Raw genomic sequence first — 17,103 nt, forward strand, 5'->3', positions numbered from 1 at the left:
ATTTTTTATTGTTCTTTTTTTGTATATATATCTACATAATACAAAATGTCTGCTACATACTGATCACTTTTATTGTAGGCAAAGATAGCACGTTCAATATCTCCGTCTGCTGCCCCATTTTCACTTAAATAGTAGGCGGCACTGTAAATGGCATCTTCCGCGTTAAAAGGGTCTGCCTTTCCATCCCCATTTGCATCTACTCCGTACCCCCCGTACTTTGCGATAACAGCCGGGTCTGTTTTTTCTTCTTCTGAAATGTTTCCTTCTCCAAGACCACTGCAGGTCGGATGCTCCCAGCCGACAAAAGTGCAGGGCATAAACTGCATTGGACCTTCGGCGCCGGCCGGTGAAACCATTGGATCCATCGTTGAAAACTTTGTTTCAACACGGTGATGGGCTGCAAGCAGCTCCCATTGAATTCCGTATTCTTTTGCGGCAGCTTTATAAATAGGAATGTACTCTTCCGGAATCGCTTTAGACTGCAGGAATTTTGGTGTTTGATCTGTTATCGAAAAAACAACCAAAATTAAAACAGCCGCCGCCAGAAATGGAATTGCTAAACAGCCATACGCCCTTTTTTTCAGCTTTCTTCTTTTCTTAGCCATAATATAAATTGAACTCCTTTATTGCACTTGCTTAACTCATCATAGAAAAGACAGACCAAAAGTTCAAGCAAAATAAACAACCTGCCAGATGATGGCAGGGTGTTTAAGATTATTATGTAAGCGGACGGCGTCCACTTACTTTTCTCATTTCTTTTCTTTCAACCGCGAACGCTTTATAAAGAGAAACCATCATTAAAATCATAATAATGGAAAATGGAAAAGCTGCGGCAATCGCTGCATTTTGAAGAGCCTGCAAGCCGCCGCTGTATAACAGCACGACTGCTATCAGGGATTGAAAAATCCCCCATGTAACTTTTACGTTGTTCGGCGGTGTCAAAGAACCATATGTGGTTTGCATGCCAAGAACAAACGTAGCAGAGTCAGCGGACGTAATGAAAAAGGTTGATACAAGCAAAATCGCCACAACAGACAGCACTTGTGACCATGGGAGTTCATTGAAAACAGCGAACAGCACTTCTTCTGTAGCAAATTGTGTTAAGTCGGCTGCGCCTTCCATTTGAAGATTCATTGCTGAAGCCCCGAATACGGCAAACCAGAAAAAGCTCACCACGGATGGAGCCAGCAGCACACCGATCAAAAATTCTCTTACTGTGCGGCCTCGTGAAACCCGGGCAATAAACACGCCAACAAATGGCGCCCAGGAAATCCACCATGCCCAGTAGAAGATTGTCCAGCCATTGATCCAGGTATTATGTTCCTCATCTAATGGTGCAATTTGAAAGCTCATTCGCGCGATATTTTGTAAATACGCCCCGATTGTGTCTGTAAACAAATTTAAAATAAACATAGTCGGCCCTAAAATTAACATTAGAACAAGCAGGGCAATCGCTAACACCATATTGGTATTACTTAAAATCTTAATTCCTTTTCCAAGGCCTGATAGGGCGGAAATGATAAACAGTACAGTAACCACAGCAATAATACCGAGCTGTACAGTAAATGAAACAGGTACCCCGAACAAATACGAAAGACCTCCATTGATTTGCGCCGCGCCAAATCCAAGCGTCGTCGCTACCCCCACAACTGTAGCAAAAACCGCAATAACATCAATGACTGTGCCAACCCATCCTTCTGCATACTTCCCGAGTACCGGCTTCAGCGTTCTGCTGATCAATCCCGGCTCTCCTTTTCTAAATTGTGAATACGCAAGCGCTAAAGCTACAACAGCATAAATAGCCCACGCATGGAGACCCCAGTGAAAAAATGAATATCTCATTGATTCACGAAGCGCTTCATTTGTTCCCGGCTCTGAAAGCGGGCTTGAGATTGCATAATGGCTGAGCGGTTCAGCCGCACCCCAGAAAACAAGACCGATTCCCATTCCGGCGCTAAACAGCATAGCGAACCACGTAGCTGTAGAATACTCCGGTTTCTCCCCCGGCTGCCCGAGCCGTATTTGTCCGATCGGACTAAAAACAAGCACGAGGCAAAACAATACAACAACAGAAACTAAAATTAAATAATACCACCCAAACGAGGAGGTAATAAAACTTTGAATATTTGCAGTCATAGCGCCGAACGACTCAGGAACAGCCGCACCGAACACTGTGGCAGCCAGGACTAATGCCGCAGTCCACCAAAAAACACTTGACATCTTCTTCATACATTTCCCCTTCCAAATTGTGCATCCAAGCAAAATAAAATTAGTTATAATGCCACACTTTTCTTTTACGACACCTTTAATACCGTATCAAAAGAAAGAAGCCCTATCAAGCGATAGGGCTTCTTTCAATGGCTTCTCCTGTTCCAATCTGTTTTAATCCCGGTGTTTTGGAAGCGGATTCCGCCGCTTTCTCACGCAGTTTCAGTTCTTCACTTCTTATTTCGGATAAAGATTTTGCCGTTTCTGCATCTTTTTTCCGGAGCCTGCTGCATTCGGACTCCCACTCATTTGCATTTGCACGGGCGGTTACTAATTCTGATATCAGATCTGCTTCATAGTAAGGGTACTTTTCCATCACTTCATCGGCCATTTTCTCATAAGATGACTGAAGTTTTTTCTCTAATGTGTTTTTTTCCGCCTGCAGATAAACATTTGAAAGCCAGGCACTGGTTGCTTTTAATACACCTGTCCTGGACTTATTGGATTCCATTTTTCCTGTCACCCGCAAAAATTTTTCTCTTAACCGTGTATTTGTTACACTAATGTCTCCAAGATACGGGCGGGCAGGGTCCGTTTTTAGCAGTACAATCAGCCGTTCCCGCAAGCTATGATAAACAGCACGCGCACGTTCTTCGGCGCTTTCTGCTGAAGCAAGCTCTTTTTTAATCTGTGCAATCTGTTTTTCTTCTTGCTGCTGCTCTACTTTCAACTCATTTATTTGCCTGAGCAAAAGAAGGTACGCAGACTCCCTTGCCATCCACTCAGAGGCTAAAATTGATTCGTCAGCCTTTTGAACGCTTTCATCGGGTGCATATAAAAGCAGCATGGCCGCAGGCAGCGACCAGTTCCCCAAAAATAATGTCTTGATTGCTTCATCCGGTGTAAACACAGCATTCGGATGTAGAATCCATAACTCTTTTGGCAGACCTTTTGGGATATCCTCCTGAATAGAAGGAAATATATTCCTATACATAGCAAGGCCTGAGCGCGTGCCCATTTCAAATAGAAGCGCAGCGGTGCCTGCTTCAGCAACAAGTTCCTCGAATGTAGCCTCACGGCTGATTTTTAAATGTTCAAAAATCTGTACCTTCCGATACGCCGGCAGCTGTTCCCAATAGTGGCGAATGCTTTCTTGAAGCGGTTCTTTTTCTTTATCAACTTTTTCATTTTTTAAAAAACGTTCCAGCAGCTGTACATACTCATAATGCAGCATAAATTCTAACTTGTTTGTCAGCAAAGATGCTTCAAAGCGCTCCTCGATCGATTTATCTTTTTTTGCTTTTCTATCAAACCACTTATTGCCGATTTCCTCTGCACGTGCCGTCACTTTTTCTTTTTCATTCAGGCGCGCAGCCGGCAGTTTCAATAATTTGGACAAAGCAATAAATACATCAAGCTGCAATGCCTGCTCTGAACTTTCATTTCTTTTTTTTGCTTCCTCGGCAATGGACTTAAAATAAGAATTGCCCTCTTCCTTTAACAAATGGCTTTTTGCTTTTAATGCAAGCAGCTCCTTTGCTTGAATGGAATAAAGAATCGCATGAACAATTTGAAGTCTCATACCTGTTAAATTGGCTGCAGCCAGCCCGACTGGTTTTATATCTGTCATGTTGATCCGCTCCATTTGCTGTCTTTTATATGATTGTACACGAAAAGGAATGGAAAGAAAATGAAGAGCTATTTTTCTGACTGACTAGTCTTTTTTACTTAAAATGTTCACTTTTTTGACAAAAATAGTTGCACAAATTCCACTATTTTTTTAGAATAAAGATACAATTCTGAATTGTAAGCGATTACAGAATTGAATACAGCCTGGGGGAGGGCTACTATGGAGCAGAAAGTAGAACGTATGGGGCAGCCGCAAAAAAAGCACGACTATGAAACAATTGCGGATAGTCCGGAGTTCAAGTCACTGGTTAAAAGAAAAAACAAGTTTTTGCTTCCTGTTACGGTATTTTTCTTATTATTTTATTTTTCACTGCCGGTTTTAACTTCTTTTTCTACTGTATTAAATAAGCCGGCTATCGGCGATATCACCTGGGTGTGGATACTTGCCCTGGCTCAATTTGTTATGACGTGGACGCTTTGCATGATTTATGTAAAAAAAGCAAATGGATTCGACTCAGAGGCGGATGAAGTTCTACGCCGCCATAACAAGCTGGAGGGGCGTGAACGCACATGAGTGTTATTGGACTTTTATTTTTTGTTGCTATTGTTGGCCTGACTTTATTTGTTACATATTTGGCCTCAAAGCGGACAAATTCAGCCAGTGAGTTTTATACAGCCGGCGGCGGGCTGACTGGCTGGCAAAATGGAATCGCCATCGCAGGCGATTATTTATCTGCTGCTTCTTTCCTGGGAATTGCCGGGGCTATTGCACTAAATGGATTTGATGGCTTTTTCTACAGCATTGGCTATCTTGTTGCTTACCTCGTTGTGTTATATATCGTTGCAGAGCCGCTTCGAAATTTAGGAAAATACACGCTTGCTGATATGATTACCGCACGATTCAACCAGCAAAAAGTTCGTGGAGCAGCAGCGGTCAGCACATTAACAATTGTGTTATTTTACATGATTGCCCAGCTTGTCGGGGCTGGAGCACTTATTCAGCTTTTACTCGGCATTGATTACTGGATTGCCGTTTTGCTGGTGGGAATTATGATGACTACTTATGTTTTATGGGGCGGAATGGCTGCAACAAGCTGGGTTCAAATTATTAAAGCTATTTTATTAATGATTGGAACCATTCTTATTTCCTTCCTTGTTTTGTTGAAGTTTGATTTTAGTATTTTTAAAATGTTCAGCGACATGAAAACAGTCACTCCTGCGGGGGAAGCATTTTTAAATCCCGGCGTTAAGTATACCAATGGAATTGATACAATTTCTATGATGATCGCGCTTGTTTTTGGAACAGCCGGTCTCCCGCATATCTTAATGCGCTTTTTCACTGTAAAAGATGCCAAAACAGCACGAAGCTCTGTCGTGTACGCCACCTGGATTGTCGGAATCTTTTATATATTAACCATTTTCCTTGGTTTTGGCGCAGCTGCTTTTGTCGGGTCAGATGAAATAATTGCTGCAAATGCAGCTGGAAACATGGCTGCTCCGCTTCTTGCCCAGGCTCTCGGCGGCGATCTGCTTATGTCTTTTGTATCAGCTGTTGCTTTCGCTACAATCTTAGCCGTTGTAGCCGGCCTTGTTTTATCAGGAGCTTCTGCTTTTGCTCATGATATTTACGGACAAATTATAAAAAAAGGGAACATAACAGAACAGGAACAAATGAAAGCTGCTCGATTTGCCTCGATCGGCGTATCTGTTATCTCAATTATTCTGGCCCTGGGCGCACAGTCAATGAATGTCGCTTTCCTTGTATCGCTTGCATTTTGTATTGCGGCAAGCGCCAACCTGCCAGTGATTATTTACACAATATACTGGAAACGATTTAACACAACCGGCGCATTGTCTGCCATGATTACGGGTCTTGTTACAGCTCTTATTCTTGTGGCAGTAAGCCCAAATATCTGGAGTCCTGAAGGTACGGCTATTTTAACGGGAACAGCGCTGTTCCCATTAACCAACCCTGCCATCATTTCAGTTCCAGCCGGCTTCATTGCAGGTTATATCGGATCGGTCCTTTCAGAAAAAGCAGACGCACGCAAATATGCAGAGGTGGCAGTAAAAGCCAATACCGGGTTAAAATAATACAAGGAGCAGACGGAATGGTCCGTCTGCTTTTTTAATGAGAAAAAAGGAGGTTTTCCTATGCGAAAAGTTCTAGCAGCGGGTTTATGCTTTCTTTTGGCGGCTGCCGCTGTTTTACCGGCTTCCTCTGAAGCAGCAAGAGATCCCTATACGGCTGCACTTTTACATGTTAAGGACAGCAGGCAGGTAATTATCGCTGAAGGAAGCACAAAGTCTACCAAAGCCGTCATGCGCCTTTATGAAAAAAGCGGAAACAGCTGGAAGTTAAAAAGCACCTATCCCGCCGTAACCGGCAAAAGCGGTCTTTCCTTCCACAAGAAAGAAGGCGACGGCGCGACACCGACAGGTAGATATGCTCTTGGACGAATGTTTGGCTATGCTCAAAAGCCATCTGGTGTCAAAACGGATTATACAATTACAAACCGGTTTCATTACTGGGTTGATGATCCTTCTTCGGTTGACTACAACAAATGGATTTACTACCGCGGCAACCCGTCATTGCGCTGGAAATCGTTTGAACGCCTGAATCATGAATTATACAAACACGCCATTGTCATCCGCTACAATGAAAATCCAATTGTAAAAAAAGCCGGGAGCGCTATTTTTATTCATCGCTGGCGCAAAAGCACTACCCCGACAGCCGGCTGCCTTGCATTGAACGAGTCTAATTTAATTTCTCTGATGAAATGGATTGATCCTGCCAAATCCCCTAAAATTATTATTGGCACACCCAGCTCGATCCAATCTGATTTAAGTAAGCCAGGACGCTGATCAGCTATTTCTTATAAAAGAGAATGATCCATATGCCGGATTAACAAATCGATATACAAAATGGTTTTTTCATTCATATCTTTGCTGTTAAACCCGGTAATTTCACTGATGCGCTTAAGCCTGTATGAAAGCGTATTTGGGTGCACATGCATGACACGTGCTGCTTCATTTATATTTCCGTCATAAGCTAAAAACATATAAAGCGACTCCAGCATATTGGCATTATGCGCCTGATCATATTCGGCAAGTGTGTCAATAACGGCATTTCTTTTTCCCAGCCGAATCGTGCGAAATTGTTCAATCGATTGAAAAATCCCAAGTTTATCGAAGCAATGCGGCAGCGTAATCGTTGTAAATAACTGCTTCATTCTAAAAACACGGACCGCTTCCTGATAACTGTCTTGTACGTGCAAGGGGTTTTGAATAGCAGCCCCTGCCGCTCCTGCTGGTGAGATTCCAAGCCGTTCTGCGGATTTAGCGATAAAATTGTCAATGTAACTGCTGACTGCATCCAGGTTATTTTCTTCTTTTAAACGAATCAGCATAACGAGCTGGCCATCATCATAGGTGCGGGCAATACAAGACAGCTGTTGAAGTGTTTCAACTAAATAGTCAATTTGCCGTTCAAGCGTTCGATTAATCGGCTGGCCAAAATCAAAAAGAATCACCAGTAAGCTTCCGGTCAATGACAGGCCATACGTTTTATTCGCCTGCTCGATTTCATTCCGGCTCGTAAAATGGCCGGTTAACAATTTCCAGAAAAACTCTTGATGACTTTCTTCAGCAGCACGTTTTCTTTTTTCATGCTGAAGCAGCTGATTTTTCACTGCTTCTGCTGCCTCTTTTAAAATATCCATCTGTTTTTTTGAAAAATGGCCGCCTGACTGCGCCCAAATAAACCCGATTACCTTGTCCTGTTTTCGAACGGAAATCGCTACACGCTCGCCAAGAGCTACTTGATCAATGGCCGGAATCGTTACCGGCTCATCTGTTTCAAAAAGAGTCGGAATCGCACCGCTTTTCCATAAGCTGTTGATGACGTGTTCCGGAACGCGCCTTCTCATAATAGTGGCAATTCGGACCGGGTCAATTTCTCCTTCATGGCGGCTGTAAGCTATAATTTGATGATTGGCATCTTCAATTGTAATCGGGCAAAGAAGAGCTTCGCTAATTCGGTCTGCCAGCATTTCAATTGATTCATATTCATGGGCAAAATAGTGGGTTTTATCATTTGACATAGTGTTCCTCCGGTGCAATAGGCTATACTTATTATAATCGCCGGCTGGCTGGTTGTAAAAAAAATTAGGAAAAGCGGGCTCCATTATAAGGAACCCGCTTTTTTACTGCGGCACTTGGCTTTTAAAGATGAAGGGACATTTCGAAAGAAAGATCAAATAGAAGGGTTACTCATTAAGGTTGAGGATGTATTAATATTTTCTTGAACCGCATTCAGGGCAAATATAGACGTCTTCTGCATCAAAAATGGATCCGCACTTCGTTTGTTCCAGAACAATCATGGCGCTTCGGAGTTCCGCCCGTTGCCCTTCCCATCCGCACTCACATTTAACACGGCTTGTTGAACCATACTTATACAATCCATAATTCACGTTTATTCCCCCCTTTAAATAAAAGTACGCAGATATATACATCTGTATGATTATTTTACACATTAAACCATTATTTTGCAATAAAAATAATATAATTATTCATAAATTTCTGATAAATAAATGTTTTTTTAAAAAAAGACTCCGGTTTTCCGGCCGGAGTCTTTTTAGTTTATTGTTTTGATAATTGTTTTACATCTTGAACAATTTCATCATACGGGACATCCCCATTTCCTGAATAGCTTTTGACAACGGTCCCTTCTTGATTAATTAAGTAAAAATAGGTTCCATGTACAAACTGGTCTGTATTTGGTTCAGCTACAGCTACTGCCTGGAAGCTTTCTTCTGCAAAAGTACGAATATACTCTTCTGTATAGCCTGTTAACAGCTGCCAGTTCGTTTCGTCTGCTTCATAGTGGGAGATATATTGCTTCAATGCTTCAGGGGTATCGCGTGAGGGATCGATGCTAAACGAAACAATTTCATAGTTTTCCACTCCCTCTTCATTTAACAGATCCTGCACCTCGCTCATGTTTCGGGTCATGGGCGGACAAACGGTTGTACAATTTGTAAAGATAAAGTCCGCAAGCCACACTTTTCCTTTCAGGTCAGCCAGGCCGACTTTTTCGCCGTTTTGATTTGTATTCGTAAAGTCCTGCACTTTTACATCCATATTTCCTTCAAAGTCACTGCTGCACGCGGATAACAAGAAAAGGGCAGCGACCGCAATGGTCAAAGCTCGTAATAGTCTCAAAAAAAATTCCCTCCAAACAGCTTTTATATCTTTTATGGTAGAGGAAACGCTCCTGCTTCTCAATGCTCTTCTTTCATCTATCTTGAATAATTTATGAACGTTTTCATCCTTCCCCTGTAAAAACAAATTTCGCTTTGCTTCCGGTATCAGACTGTCCTACTTCAAGGCGGGCATCAATTCTTTCTTTCAGCTCCGGCACATGTGAAATAATTCCAACCAGACGGCCATCTGCTTGAATATCCATCAGTGTTTCAACCGCCTGGTCAAGCGACTCTGGATCAAGCGTACCGAAGCCTTCATCTACAAACATCGTTTCCAGAGAGACACCTCCTGCATAGTTTTGAACCACTTCTGCGAGTCCAAGCGCTAATGCCAGAGCAGCTTTAAAGGTCTCTCCCCCCGACAGCGTTTTTACATGCCGGCTGGCGCCTGTATATTGATCAAAAGCCAGCAGATCCAGTCCACTTTGTGCATTTCCTTTCGATCGTTCCTTCAGGCGCTGAAGCTGAAACCGCCCATTTGTCATTCGTGTCAGCCTTGTATTAGCTGAAGCAAGAATATCTTCCAGAAAAGAAGCGAGCACATAGCGTTCAAATGTTACTTTCAATTCATTTTTCCCATGTGTTACTTCATATAAATGACCGGCCAGGCGGTATGCTTCTTCAGCTTCTGCTATTTGGCCCGCTATTTTTTTAATTGACTCCTGAATTCGGATCGAGTCTTTTATTTGTGCCGTAATAGAAGCAGACTGGGCCGTCAAATGGGCAAGCGTTGGATTCAATAACTCAATGTCTTCTTCAAATTTCACAATATCTGCACGGACAGATCCTTTTAAAGCGTCTTTAAGCTCTGTTATCAGCAGGAAAAGCTCCCGCTGGCTTTGTTCATATTGCTTTACTTCTCCTTTTAGATCAGCAAGCGACTGAGCCAGCTGCCTGGCGGTTTGGTAGCATTCCATTGACTCAAACCCGGCTTCTTTACATGCTTGAAGAAATACAGCATTTGCTTCCTGCCAGGCAGCTTCCGCTTCTTTTTGTGACTGCTGGCGCTCTTTGAAAACCGACTGGGCTTCCTTCCAGGAGATAGTTGATTTTTGGGCTTTTTCCGCTGCCTGCTCGAACTGCTTCTGCATAAGCTCTGTTTCTTTTTTCAGCCGACTGAGCTCTGCTTGAAAATAGCTGTGCTCCCGCATCGGTTCGGGTACAGCCTGCTCGAGCTGATGCAGCAAACTTTTCTTCTCGATTAGATTTGTATTTTCACTTATTTCAGCTGTTTTATTTTCTTCCAGCTTTTCTGCCGACTGTTTTCTCAGCTGTTTAACCCGGAGAAGCTCCTGTTCCAGCTTCGCCTTTCTCTCCATGTCCTGCTTTGCCTTCTGATAGTTACGGTCAGCCTGCTTTAAACGAGCTTCTGTTTCCTCCACTTGAAAATCTTTCTGCAGTTTTTTTTCTGAATTCGCAACGTTTTCCTGTGTGTTTTTCATTGCAAAACGGACTTCCATCCAGTTCTGCTCTGCCTGTTTATTTTCTTCATTATAACGGCCGGCCTGTTTTTCCGCTTCTTCCAATTCCCGTTCTGATACATAAGAAGCCTCTGCTGCAGCGGGATTTGGATGGTGAAGAGCCCCACAGACAGAACAGGCTTCTCCTTCTTTCAGCTGGCCGGCTAGCACCGCAGCCTGCCCTCTGCTCCATTCATCCCGAAGGCGCTGCAACTGTTTTCGTGAATTAGCAGCATATTCAGCTGTTTTTTCGGCTTGAAGCCGGGCCGCTTTTTCTTTTTCCTCCTGCTCTTTCAATACACGCCGGGCTGCAGAAAGCTCTTGAAATTGGTCCAGCAATGCTTTTAATTTTTCAATCAAGTAGCCCGCTTCTAAATACTTTTCTCTGGAAGTCTGCAGAGAAATCAGTGCCTGCTCTACTTCCTGTTCACTATTCAGCGATTCTTGATCTTTTTTGAGCAGGACCAGGCCTTCCTGCTTTATTTTTGTGAGTCGCTCTTCCGCTGCTTTTACTTCATCCGCTGTTTTTTGATAAATCTTCACGGATTCTTCCATTGATTGCAGCTTTTGCAGCTGCTTTGCTGATTCATTACGAACTGGCTGTAAATCCTGCTGTTTTTTAAACTGGCTTTCTGCTTTTTCGTGAATCCGGGCGGCTTCCTGCATTGCTTTTTCTGCTTCATCCTTACGTTCTATAGCAGTATGGGCTGTTTGGCCGGCATTCTTTTCAAGCATTTCATATGAAACGATCTTTTCCGCTTTTACAGCCCAGTTTATCTGCGACTCTTTTCTTTCTATCTCTTCTTTTCGTTCATCAAGCTGATTTTTATTTCGAATAGCGTTTTCCAGGCGGTCAAATTGAGCATTTCTTGCTATGCCTCGTTCCCGCTCACCGAGCAGGAAATCTCGGCGGCGGCTCGTCTCATCTATCTCCTGCTGAAGAGCTTTGTGCTGTTTATTCATTTCCAAAAGATCAAGATCAAGCTGCTTGAAAATGGCTTCCTTTTGAACCTCTTCCTCCTCAAGCAGCTGCCGCATTTCTAACGAATACGCCGGCAGGCTTTTTAAAAGTGCGGCCTGCTGGCCTGCCGCTTTTCCTGCTTTTTTCTTCAGCGCATCAGCTCTTTCCTTTAACACGTCTTCCACTCGTTTATAAAAGGAGGTTTGAAACAGCTTTTGTAAAATCTTTTCTTTTTCCTGGCTTCCGGAGATTAACAGTTTTTGAAATTCCCCCTGCGGAATCATTAAAATTTGCCTGAATTGATTCGCTTCGAGCCCAATCAACTCGTTCACTTTTTCATCGGTATCCCGGACATTTGCCGCAAGCAGCTCGTCGCTGCCATCCGCTTTTTTTTCATACAGCTCCGCTGCCGCTCCTACTGTCGTCATGCCGCCGCCTCTTGCTTTGGGCTTTTCCTGCTGAGGCGACCGCCGAATAAAAAACGTCCGCCCTTTCAGCTGGAATAAAAGAGAAACTTCTGTAGGCTGTTTTGGATCGGCAAACTGGCTTCTCATTTCCGAAGCGCTCCGCTGGTCTCCGCTTGGTTTTCCGTACATTGCAAAACTAAGGGCATCAAAAATTGTTGTTTTTCCCGCTCCCGTTTTGCCTGAAATAACAAACATTTTTCGATTTTCAAGCTGTGAAAAGTCAATCACCTGTCGGCCCGCATATGGACCAAAGGCTGTTATGGTTAAAGTAATCGGCTTCATGATCGCTCCTCCCTTTTTGCTTCTTCTAAAACAGATGCTATATAGGCTTTTTTTTCTTCTGAAAAAGCAAGCCCGGTCATGGCCTCATAAAACTCCTTGAAAAGCTCCAGGTTATTTTGCTTTTTTTTTGTTGAAGAAGCAAATTCAAAAGAAGAAGGAGCAGCTGTCAATTTCTCAAGGTGAAGGATATTGGGAAATTTCCGTCTAAGCTTTGCCATCGGATCGATCAAGGCACCCTCATCTTTTAAAAGCACTTTTATATAATCCTCAGAGGCTTCAGCTTCCATCAACTCATCAAAAAAGCCAGTCATCACCTTCATATCCCGTACAGGCTTTAATGCTTTATTCGTAACGGATACGCATTTATTTTCATCAATCTCCACGATTGCCACACTTTTTGTATGCGCAGCTTCTGAAAATGAATATTTAAGAAGAGACCCTGCGTATTTAACAGAAGCATGCTGAATGGCCCTGGGATTGTGCAAATGCCCGAGAGCTGTATAGTGAAACGGAGAAAACAGTTCAGCTCCCACATTTCCTGTTCCCCCAACCGATAAAACTCGTTCCGAGTCACTTGTCTGGCCTCCTGCCACAAACGCGTGCCCGACCGCAACATGGACCGCATCCGGGTCCATCTTTTCACTCAGCCGGCTTATAACAGCTTTCATGGCATCATGATGCGTATTCACCGAGTCATCTTTAAACAAATGCCGGATTACTCCGGGTTCTGCATAAGGAAGGCAGTGGAAATGAACACCCTCGATAACCGGACAGAACATTTCCTGTTCCATTTTTCCGGCAAGATAAAAACGGTTTTGGCGAAACCAGGTTGCACCAAATGCCAGGCGGTCCGCGCTGTCATGATTGCCTGAAATAGCTACAACCGGAACATTCAGCTCCACGTTGATTTTAAAAAGCGTTTCATTAAGCAGGTTTACAGCTGAAGCAGGCGGAACCGAACGGTCGTATAAGTCACCAGCTATAACCAGTGCATCTGGCTGTTCCACCTCAATTAACTGAACCAGCTCCTGCAAAATAAAACGCTGGTCGTCAATCATTGAAATCCCATGAACGATCTTGCCGAGATGCCAGTCAGCCGTATGGATAAATTTCATTTTACTTTCCTCCCAATACGTATGTATGTTCCGATCATATCAGATGAATCAAATCTTGAAAAGAATCAACAAGAGGTTTACAGTTTGCTATAATAAAAAGATAGAAGAAATCATAACGGAGGTTTCAGCATGCTTGAAGGCTGGTTTTCTTATTTTATCGTTGCCTGGACATTTATTCTTGTGGGCCTGTTTGCAATTGGCGGTTTTTTTATGTTCCGGAAGTTTTTAAAAAAAATGCCCAAACAAGACGGCCGTTCTGATATGGATTGGGAAGAATATTATGTAAATCAAACAAGAAAGCTATGGGGATCTGAAGAAAAAGAGATGTTAGAAGAATTGGTGAGCCCGGTTCCAGAATTGTTTCGTGATGTGGCCCGCCAGAAAATCGCCGGCAAAATCGGCGAGCTGGCTCTGCAGGAAAAAGCCCGCTTTATTTCTACTGATCTCATTATCCGCGGCTATATTATCGCAACGCCTAAGAGAGACCATAAATTTTTACGAAAAAAACTTGATGAAATGAAGATTGATGTGACACCTTATCTTCACTTATTTTAATGCAGAAAAAAACAGCCTTCATTTAAAAGGCTGTTTTTTCAGTTATAGCAATCGAACGGCCCGAAAGCTGGCGTTTCAGCAAGATATATTTTTTATACATGGCGATACGCCATGGAAGAATCATCGAAAAAGCGAGAATAAAAAACATGCCGCCAAGCTCTCCTATATCAATCGCCGTAGCTAAAACAAGCTTTCCGACGATTCGGACAACAAGCAGCGTCATCAAAATAACCGGAAACGCTTTTGATCTTTTTAAATAAATATCCTGTCCACGTATCTCAAAGTTTGACGTTTTAATAAGCAAAATGGAAAACACACACCCTACGGCCGCTGCTTCCAGTAATTCAAGACCGGTTACCCGAAACATTGGAAATAAAAACATAAGCGCCCCTGTGCTCATAAAAAGCGGCGGCATAATAATTTTTTTAGCAGAAGCCGGTTTTTTGGCAGCTCTCATCCGAATAAATAAAGCGCCAATCCCCATCATAACAGCTGCAAGTGATGATGCCGCAACCATCCAATCCATATCGATCATTCCTTTAGTGCAGATTAAAAACCTGTAAACCCGCCGAATAGCGGTGTTAAAATCATGATGATTTTGGTCATCCAGTCGAAAAATAAGATAATGCCCATTCCTATCATAACATACCCGCCGATATTTACAATCCTGGCACTATGCGTCCGAATCCATTTCATCCGCCCAATAAAGAAGGACAGCACAAAAAACGGAACCGCGAAGCCAAGTACATACGCCATCATGTAAAGCATGGCAGAATCGGGATTTGTGCCAGCCATGTAAATCACCGCAAGCAAAATAGGTCCCGTACATGGCGTCCATCCAGCACCGAACGCCAGCCCGATCAATACGGACCCGGCGTACCCAACCGGCCGGTTTTTAAATTCAACCCGCTTTTCAGACATCATAAATTTTGGCTGCAAAATACCTGTCACGATCAGTCCGAAAAAGATAATAAAAATTGCGCCGAGCTGGCGAATGAGATCATCCCATTCCTTTAAAAGCTGGCCAATAAACGATGATCCAAAACCAAGTAAAAGAAAGACGAGTGAAAAGCCAAGAAGAAAGAAAAAAGTATGCAGCATACTGCGTTTTTGCAGCATGGCATTATCATTTTTCAGCTCGTTTACACTCATGCCTGTTATATATGATAAAAAAGCAGGATACAAAGGCAGGCAGCAGGGCGAAATAAAGCTCAAAAACCCAGCACCAAATGCCAGAAAAATATTTAAATCGGTTAAACCAGCCATGACTTCAACATCCTTTCCCTCTTATTGTAACAGAAACCAATCACTTTGGATGTTTACATATGTGTGAACAGAAAAAAGGAAAAGAAACGACAAATTTTTTTGAAAATAAGTAAATGATTGGGTATACTAGATAGTGTAAAACTTTACTAATCAATGGAAAGGATGGTCCTCCGTGAACAAAGAGTCGCTGCTTGACAAAATTGAAGTGAAGCGGACTGAATTACTTAACGTTGCTTTTAAAAACGGGCTCACATCCTCTCTTGCAATTGAGCACAGCCAGGAGCTTGACCGGCTGTTAAATTTATATGATGAACTCCACATTCAAAACTTAAAAGAAGTACATATAAAATAAAAAAGCTGTCCGTTTGGACAGCTTTTTTATTTATTCTTATAAACGCCGATCAGCCCATTTTCAATAAACATCTGGTCAAATTCAGCTGTTACTTTATCACCAGGAAGAAGTTCATCTCCATATACATTATCACTCGTAAATATAATATCCCCTGACTTGGAACTTGTTCCTGATATATACATTTGGCCGTGCTCATACCAAACGCGTTTTACAGTATAGCCCACTTTTTCCGGCTTTACATATTCAGCAATATTGAAACCGCCATCCTCCCAGTATGTACGGATGCGGTCACCTACTGATAGTTCAATTTCTACATCCGCCGATGTAAATCGAATGGTTTCTCCATTACTGGCTGTAGCTTGATAATATCCATTTTCAATTTGTTTAGATTTATATGTAACAATATAATGCTTTAAAGAAATACCTTCTTTTTCTAGCATTTCGTATGGCGTGCCTGTTAACTCCTCTTCTGTTTCAATTGCCGATGCTGGTAAGCCTGCGCCTGCTAACATGAGTGGAATAATTAATAAAGACAATAACTGTTTTTTCATGCTGCTTGTCCCCCTTTTTGTCTTATAGTTATATGTACCCCAATCTTCATCAATTACTCTTAAAAAAATAAAAAAAACCGTTTTCAAAAGAAAAACGATTCATGACTTTTTGTTTAGCTTTTCACTTACTTTTTTCTTTTACGGATGAACACCGTTCGCACACTGTAATTATTAGGAAATTGGCAATGAATTACTTATCCGTTTCCACAAACAGATTACATTGACTAGGACTTTTGAATCAAAAAAATATCACTTTTGTAATAATTTTGGATAATTTATTAAAATAAAGTAATGAATAGAGGATATATTCCAAAGAGTAGATATCTTTGATGAAAAAAATTGTAGTTTCTTGTTAGTTTGCTGTTTCTTCTTTTTCACCTCCAGTTTTGCTTTTGCCTCATTTAATGATGTTTCCAAATCACACTGGGCAAAGGATGAAATTACATATTTATTCGGCCAAAAAATTATTAATGGCTTTGCAAACGGTATCCGTATCGTTCCTGCTTTAAAATGGGATTACCATAAAGAGTCCCTTGCAATTTGGTGAAAAAACACGGCAGCTACTATTACTGCTATCAAAATCTAGCCGGACATCCTTATAAACCAGATTATCGGGAAACTGCTGAAGCAAAAGCATATGGCCGGCTGCATGACAGACTTGAAAAGTCCAATCTTTCTATTCAGCCAAATCAAAAAATAGACTCACTTAAACCCGCTGTTGAAATGCCCGGCGGGTTTTTAAATTAAAAGCACCGGGAGTATAGCTCAAGGGGACCGAAAGCGTGCGTTTGTCAACCGCTTGAGCACCGTTTCATATAGAACTCTATATTTCCTTTACAGATTTCATTCAAACAATAATGGGCACATTTATATTTTCGGACGGAACATGATCATTTTCTTTAAGAGCAGCTTCTAAAAACACAAAAACCACCCTTTCCGTTAAGCTTACACGGAAAAATGGTGGTTGAAGTGGTCTGTATGATAAATTAATCA

Annotated in this window: 18 protein-coding genes; 7 read left to right on the top strand and 11 right to left on the bottom strand. The window is 42.3% G+C overall.

Features of this window, described 5'->3' with window-relative positions; translation table 11 throughout:
* Nucleotides 1-5 precede the first annotated feature (5 nt).
* The 3 genes from VP98_RS08125 to VP98_RS08135 all read right to left on the bottom strand — a co-directional run bounded on the left by VP98_RS08125 (nt 6) and on the right by VP98_RS08135 (nt 3,838).
* Nucleotides 6-605 (bottom strand): lytic transglycosylase domain-containing protein, encoded by a 600-nt coding sequence (locus VP98_RS08125; protein WP_052712189.1) that lies wholly within the window; start codon nt 603-605, stop codon nt 6-8.
* Between the two features lie 112 nt (nt 606-717).
* Nucleotides 718-2,229 (bottom strand): glycine betaine uptake BCCT transporter, encoded by a 1,512-nt coding sequence (locus VP98_RS08130; protein ID WP_046174892.1) that lies wholly within the window; start codon nt 2,227-2,229, stop codon nt 718-720.
* Between the two features lie 106 nt (nt 2,230-2,335).
* Nucleotides 2,336-3,838, bottom strand: coding sequence for a hypothetical protein (locus tag VP98_RS08135; RefSeq protein ID WP_046174893.1), 1,503 nt, complete (start codon nt 3,836-3,838; stop codon nt 2,336-2,338).
* 219 nt (nt 3,839-4,057) lie between these two features.
* Here VP98_RS08135 and VP98_RS08140 point away from each other — a divergent pair, with 219 nt between their 5' ends.
* Genes VP98_RS08140 through VP98_RS08150 form a run of 3 tightly spaced genes read left to right on the top strand, consistent with a single transcriptional unit; the run spans nt 4,058 to nt 6,702 of the window.
* The gene (locus VP98_RS08140; RefSeq protein WP_046174894.1) at nt 4,058-4,411 is read left to right on the top strand and encodes a DUF485 domain-containing protein; all 354 of its coding nucleotides are present in this window, start codon (nt 4,058-4,060) and stop codon (nt 4,409-4,411) included.
* On the top strand, nt 4,408-5,931 hold the full coding sequence (locus tag VP98_RS08145) for a solute symporter family protein (RefSeq protein WP_046174895.1): 1,524 nt from the start codon (nt 4,408-4,410) through the stop codon (nt 5,929-5,931). The genes VP98_RS08140 and VP98_RS08145 overlap by 4 nt, the downstream gene beginning before the upstream one ends.
* Before the next feature lie 60 nt (nt 5,932-5,991).
* Nucleotides 5,992-6,702, top strand: a complete 711-nt coding sequence (locus tag VP98_RS08150; protein WP_231584147.1) for a L,D-transpeptidase family protein — start codon at nt 5,992-5,994, stop codon at nt 6,700-6,702.
* 11 nt (nt 6,703-6,713) lie between these two features.
* On the opposite strand, the gene VP98_RS08155 is transcribed toward VP98_RS08150, so the two are convergent.
* The 5 genes from VP98_RS08155 to VP98_RS08175 all read right to left on the bottom strand — a co-directional run bounded on the left by VP98_RS08155 (nt 6,714) and on the right by VP98_RS08175 (nt 13,386).
* Nucleotides 6,714-7,940, bottom strand: coding sequence for a PucR family transcriptional regulator (locus VP98_RS08155; protein WP_046174896.1), 1,227 nt, complete (start codon nt 7,938-7,940; stop codon nt 6,714-6,716).
* A gap of 189 nt (nt 7,941-8,129) precedes the next feature.
* A complete protein-coding gene (locus VP98_RS08160; RefSeq protein ID WP_046174897.1) occupies nt 8,130-8,309 on the bottom strand; it encodes a hypothetical protein in 180 nt (59 codons plus the stop codon).
* Between the two features lie 169 nt (nt 8,310-8,478).
* Nucleotides 8,479-9,060, bottom strand: a complete 582-nt coding sequence (locus tag VP98_RS08165) for an SCO family protein (protein ID WP_046174898.1) — start codon at nt 9,058-9,060, stop codon at nt 8,479-8,481.
* A gap of 103 nt (nt 9,061-9,163) precedes the next feature.
* Nucleotides 9,164-12,271 carry an SbcC/MukB-like Walker B domain-containing protein gene (locus VP98_RS08170; RefSeq protein WP_046174899.1) on the bottom strand — a complete coding sequence of 1,036 codons (3,108 nt, stop codon included), beginning with the start codon at nt 12,269-12,271 and terminating at the stop codon, nt 9,164-9,166.
* Complete coding sequence (locus VP98_RS08175) at nt 12,268-13,386, bottom strand: exonuclease SbcCD subunit D (protein ID WP_046174900.1); 1,119 nt, start codon at nt 13,384-13,386, stop codon at nt 12,268-12,270. Before VP98_RS08175 ends, VP98_RS08170 begins: the two co-directional genes overlap by 4 nt.
* Before the next feature lie 129 nt (nt 13,387-13,515).
* Here VP98_RS08175 and VP98_RS08180 point away from each other — a divergent pair, with 129 nt between their 5' ends.
* Nucleotides 13,516-13,941, top strand: coding sequence for a DUF2621 domain-containing protein (locus VP98_RS08180; protein ID WP_046174901.1), 426 nt, complete (start codon nt 13,516-13,518; stop codon nt 13,939-13,941).
* A gap of 22 nt (nt 13,942-13,963) precedes the next feature.
* Here VP98_RS08180 and VP98_RS08185 read toward each other — a convergent pair whose 3' ends face one another.
* Nucleotides 13,964-14,458 (bottom strand): CcdC family protein, encoded by a 495-nt coding sequence (locus VP98_RS08185; RefSeq protein ID WP_407919215.1) that lies wholly within the window; start codon nt 14,456-14,458, stop codon nt 13,964-13,966.
* 32 nt (nt 14,459-14,490) lie between these two features.
* Nucleotides 14,491-15,207, bottom strand: coding sequence for a cytochrome c biogenesis CcdA family protein (locus VP98_RS08190; protein ID WP_046174903.1), 717 nt, complete (start codon nt 15,205-15,207; stop codon nt 14,491-14,493).
* A 172-nt stretch (nt 15,208-15,379) separates the two neighbouring features.
* Here VP98_RS08190 and VP98_RS08195 point away from each other — a divergent pair, with 172 nt between their 5' ends.
* Nucleotides 15,380-15,559, top strand: coding sequence for an aspartyl-phosphate phosphatase Spo0E family protein (locus tag VP98_RS08195; RefSeq protein ID WP_046174904.1), 180 nt, complete (start codon nt 15,380-15,382; stop codon nt 15,557-15,559).
* Between the two features lie 26 nt (nt 15,560-15,585).
* Here VP98_RS08195 and VP98_RS08200 read toward each other — a convergent pair whose 3' ends face one another.
* Complete coding sequence (locus VP98_RS08200) at nt 15,586-16,110, bottom strand: hypothetical protein (protein WP_046174905.1); 525 nt, start codon at nt 16,108-16,110, stop codon at nt 15,586-15,588.
* Nucleotides 16,111-16,459: 349 nt separating this feature from the next.
* On the opposite strand from VP98_RS08200, the gene VP98_RS19435 reads away from it, so the two are divergent.
* Together VP98_RS19435 and VP98_RS08210 are read left to right on the top strand one after the other, a co-directional pair.
* Entirely contained in the window at nt 16,460-16,657 is a 198-nt protein-coding gene (locus VP98_RS19435; RefSeq protein ID WP_046174906.1) for an S-layer homology domain-containing protein, read from the top strand.
* Complete coding sequence (locus tag VP98_RS08210; protein ID WP_046174907.1) at nt 16,651-16,857, top strand: hypothetical protein; 207 nt, start codon at nt 16,651-16,653, stop codon at nt 16,855-16,857. The genes VP98_RS19435 and VP98_RS08210 overlap by 7 nt, the downstream gene beginning before the upstream one ends.
* Nucleotides 16,858-17,103: the final 246 nt, after the last annotated feature.

Origin of the sequence: Domibacillus indicus (assembly GCF_000970685.1) — a bacterium.
GTDB classification, from domain to species: Bacteria; Bacillota; Bacilli; order Bacillales; family Domibacillaceae; genus Domibacillus; species Domibacillus indicus.

What these genes read in the sequence shown, in the direction of transcription:
- VP98_RS08125 (WP_052712189.1), bottom strand. Translation starts at nt 605, where the DNA reads ATGGCTAAGAAAAGAAGAAAGCTGAAAAAAAGGGCGTATGGCTGTTTA.
- VP98_RS08130 (WP_046174892.1), bottom strand. Translation starts at nt 2,229, where the DNA reads ATGAAGAAGATGTCAAGTGTTTTTTGGTGGACTGCGGCATTAGTCCTG.
- VP98_RS08135 (WP_046174893.1), bottom strand. Translation starts at nt 3,838, where the DNA reads ATGACAGATATAAAACCAGTCGGGCTGGCTGCAGCCAATTTAACAGGT.
- VP98_RS08140 (WP_046174894.1), top strand. Translation starts at nt 4,058, where the DNA reads ATGGAGCAGAAAGTAGAACGTATGGGGCAGCCGCAAAAAAAGCACGAC.
- VP98_RS08145 (WP_046174895.1), top strand. Translation starts at nt 4,408, where the DNA reads ATGAGTGTTATTGGACTTTTATTTTTTGTTGCTATTGTTGGCCTGACT.
- VP98_RS08150 (WP_231584147.1), top strand. Translation starts at nt 5,992, where the DNA reads ATGCGAAAAGTTCTAGCAGCGGGTTTATGCTTTCTTTTGGCGGCTGCC.
- VP98_RS08155 (WP_046174896.1), bottom strand. Translation starts at nt 7,940, where the DNA reads ATGTCAAATGATAAAACCCACTATTTTGCCCATGAATATGAATCAATT.
- VP98_RS08170 (WP_046174899.1), bottom strand. Translation starts at nt 12,271, where the DNA reads ATGAAGCCGATTACTTTAACCATAACAGCCTTTGGTCCATATGCGGGC.
- VP98_RS08175 (WP_046174900.1), bottom strand. Translation starts at nt 13,386, where the DNA reads ATGAAATTTATCCATACGGCTGACTGGCATCTCGGCAAGATCGTTCAT.
- VP98_RS08180 (WP_046174901.1), top strand. Translation starts at nt 13,516, where the DNA reads ATGCTTGAAGGCTGGTTTTCTTATTTTATCGTTGCCTGGACATTTATT.
- VP98_RS08185 (WP_407919215.1), bottom strand. Translation starts at nt 14,458, where the DNA reads ATGGTTGCGGCATCATCACTTGCAGCTGTTATGATGGGGATTGGCGCT.
- VP98_RS08190 (WP_046174903.1), bottom strand. Translation starts at nt 15,207, where the DNA reads ATGGCTGGTTTAACCGATTTAAATATTTTTCTGGCATTTGGTGCTGGG.
- VP98_RS08200 (WP_046174905.1), bottom strand. Translation starts at nt 16,110, where the DNA reads ATGAAAAAACAGTTATTGTCTTTATTAATTATTCCACTCATGTTAGCA.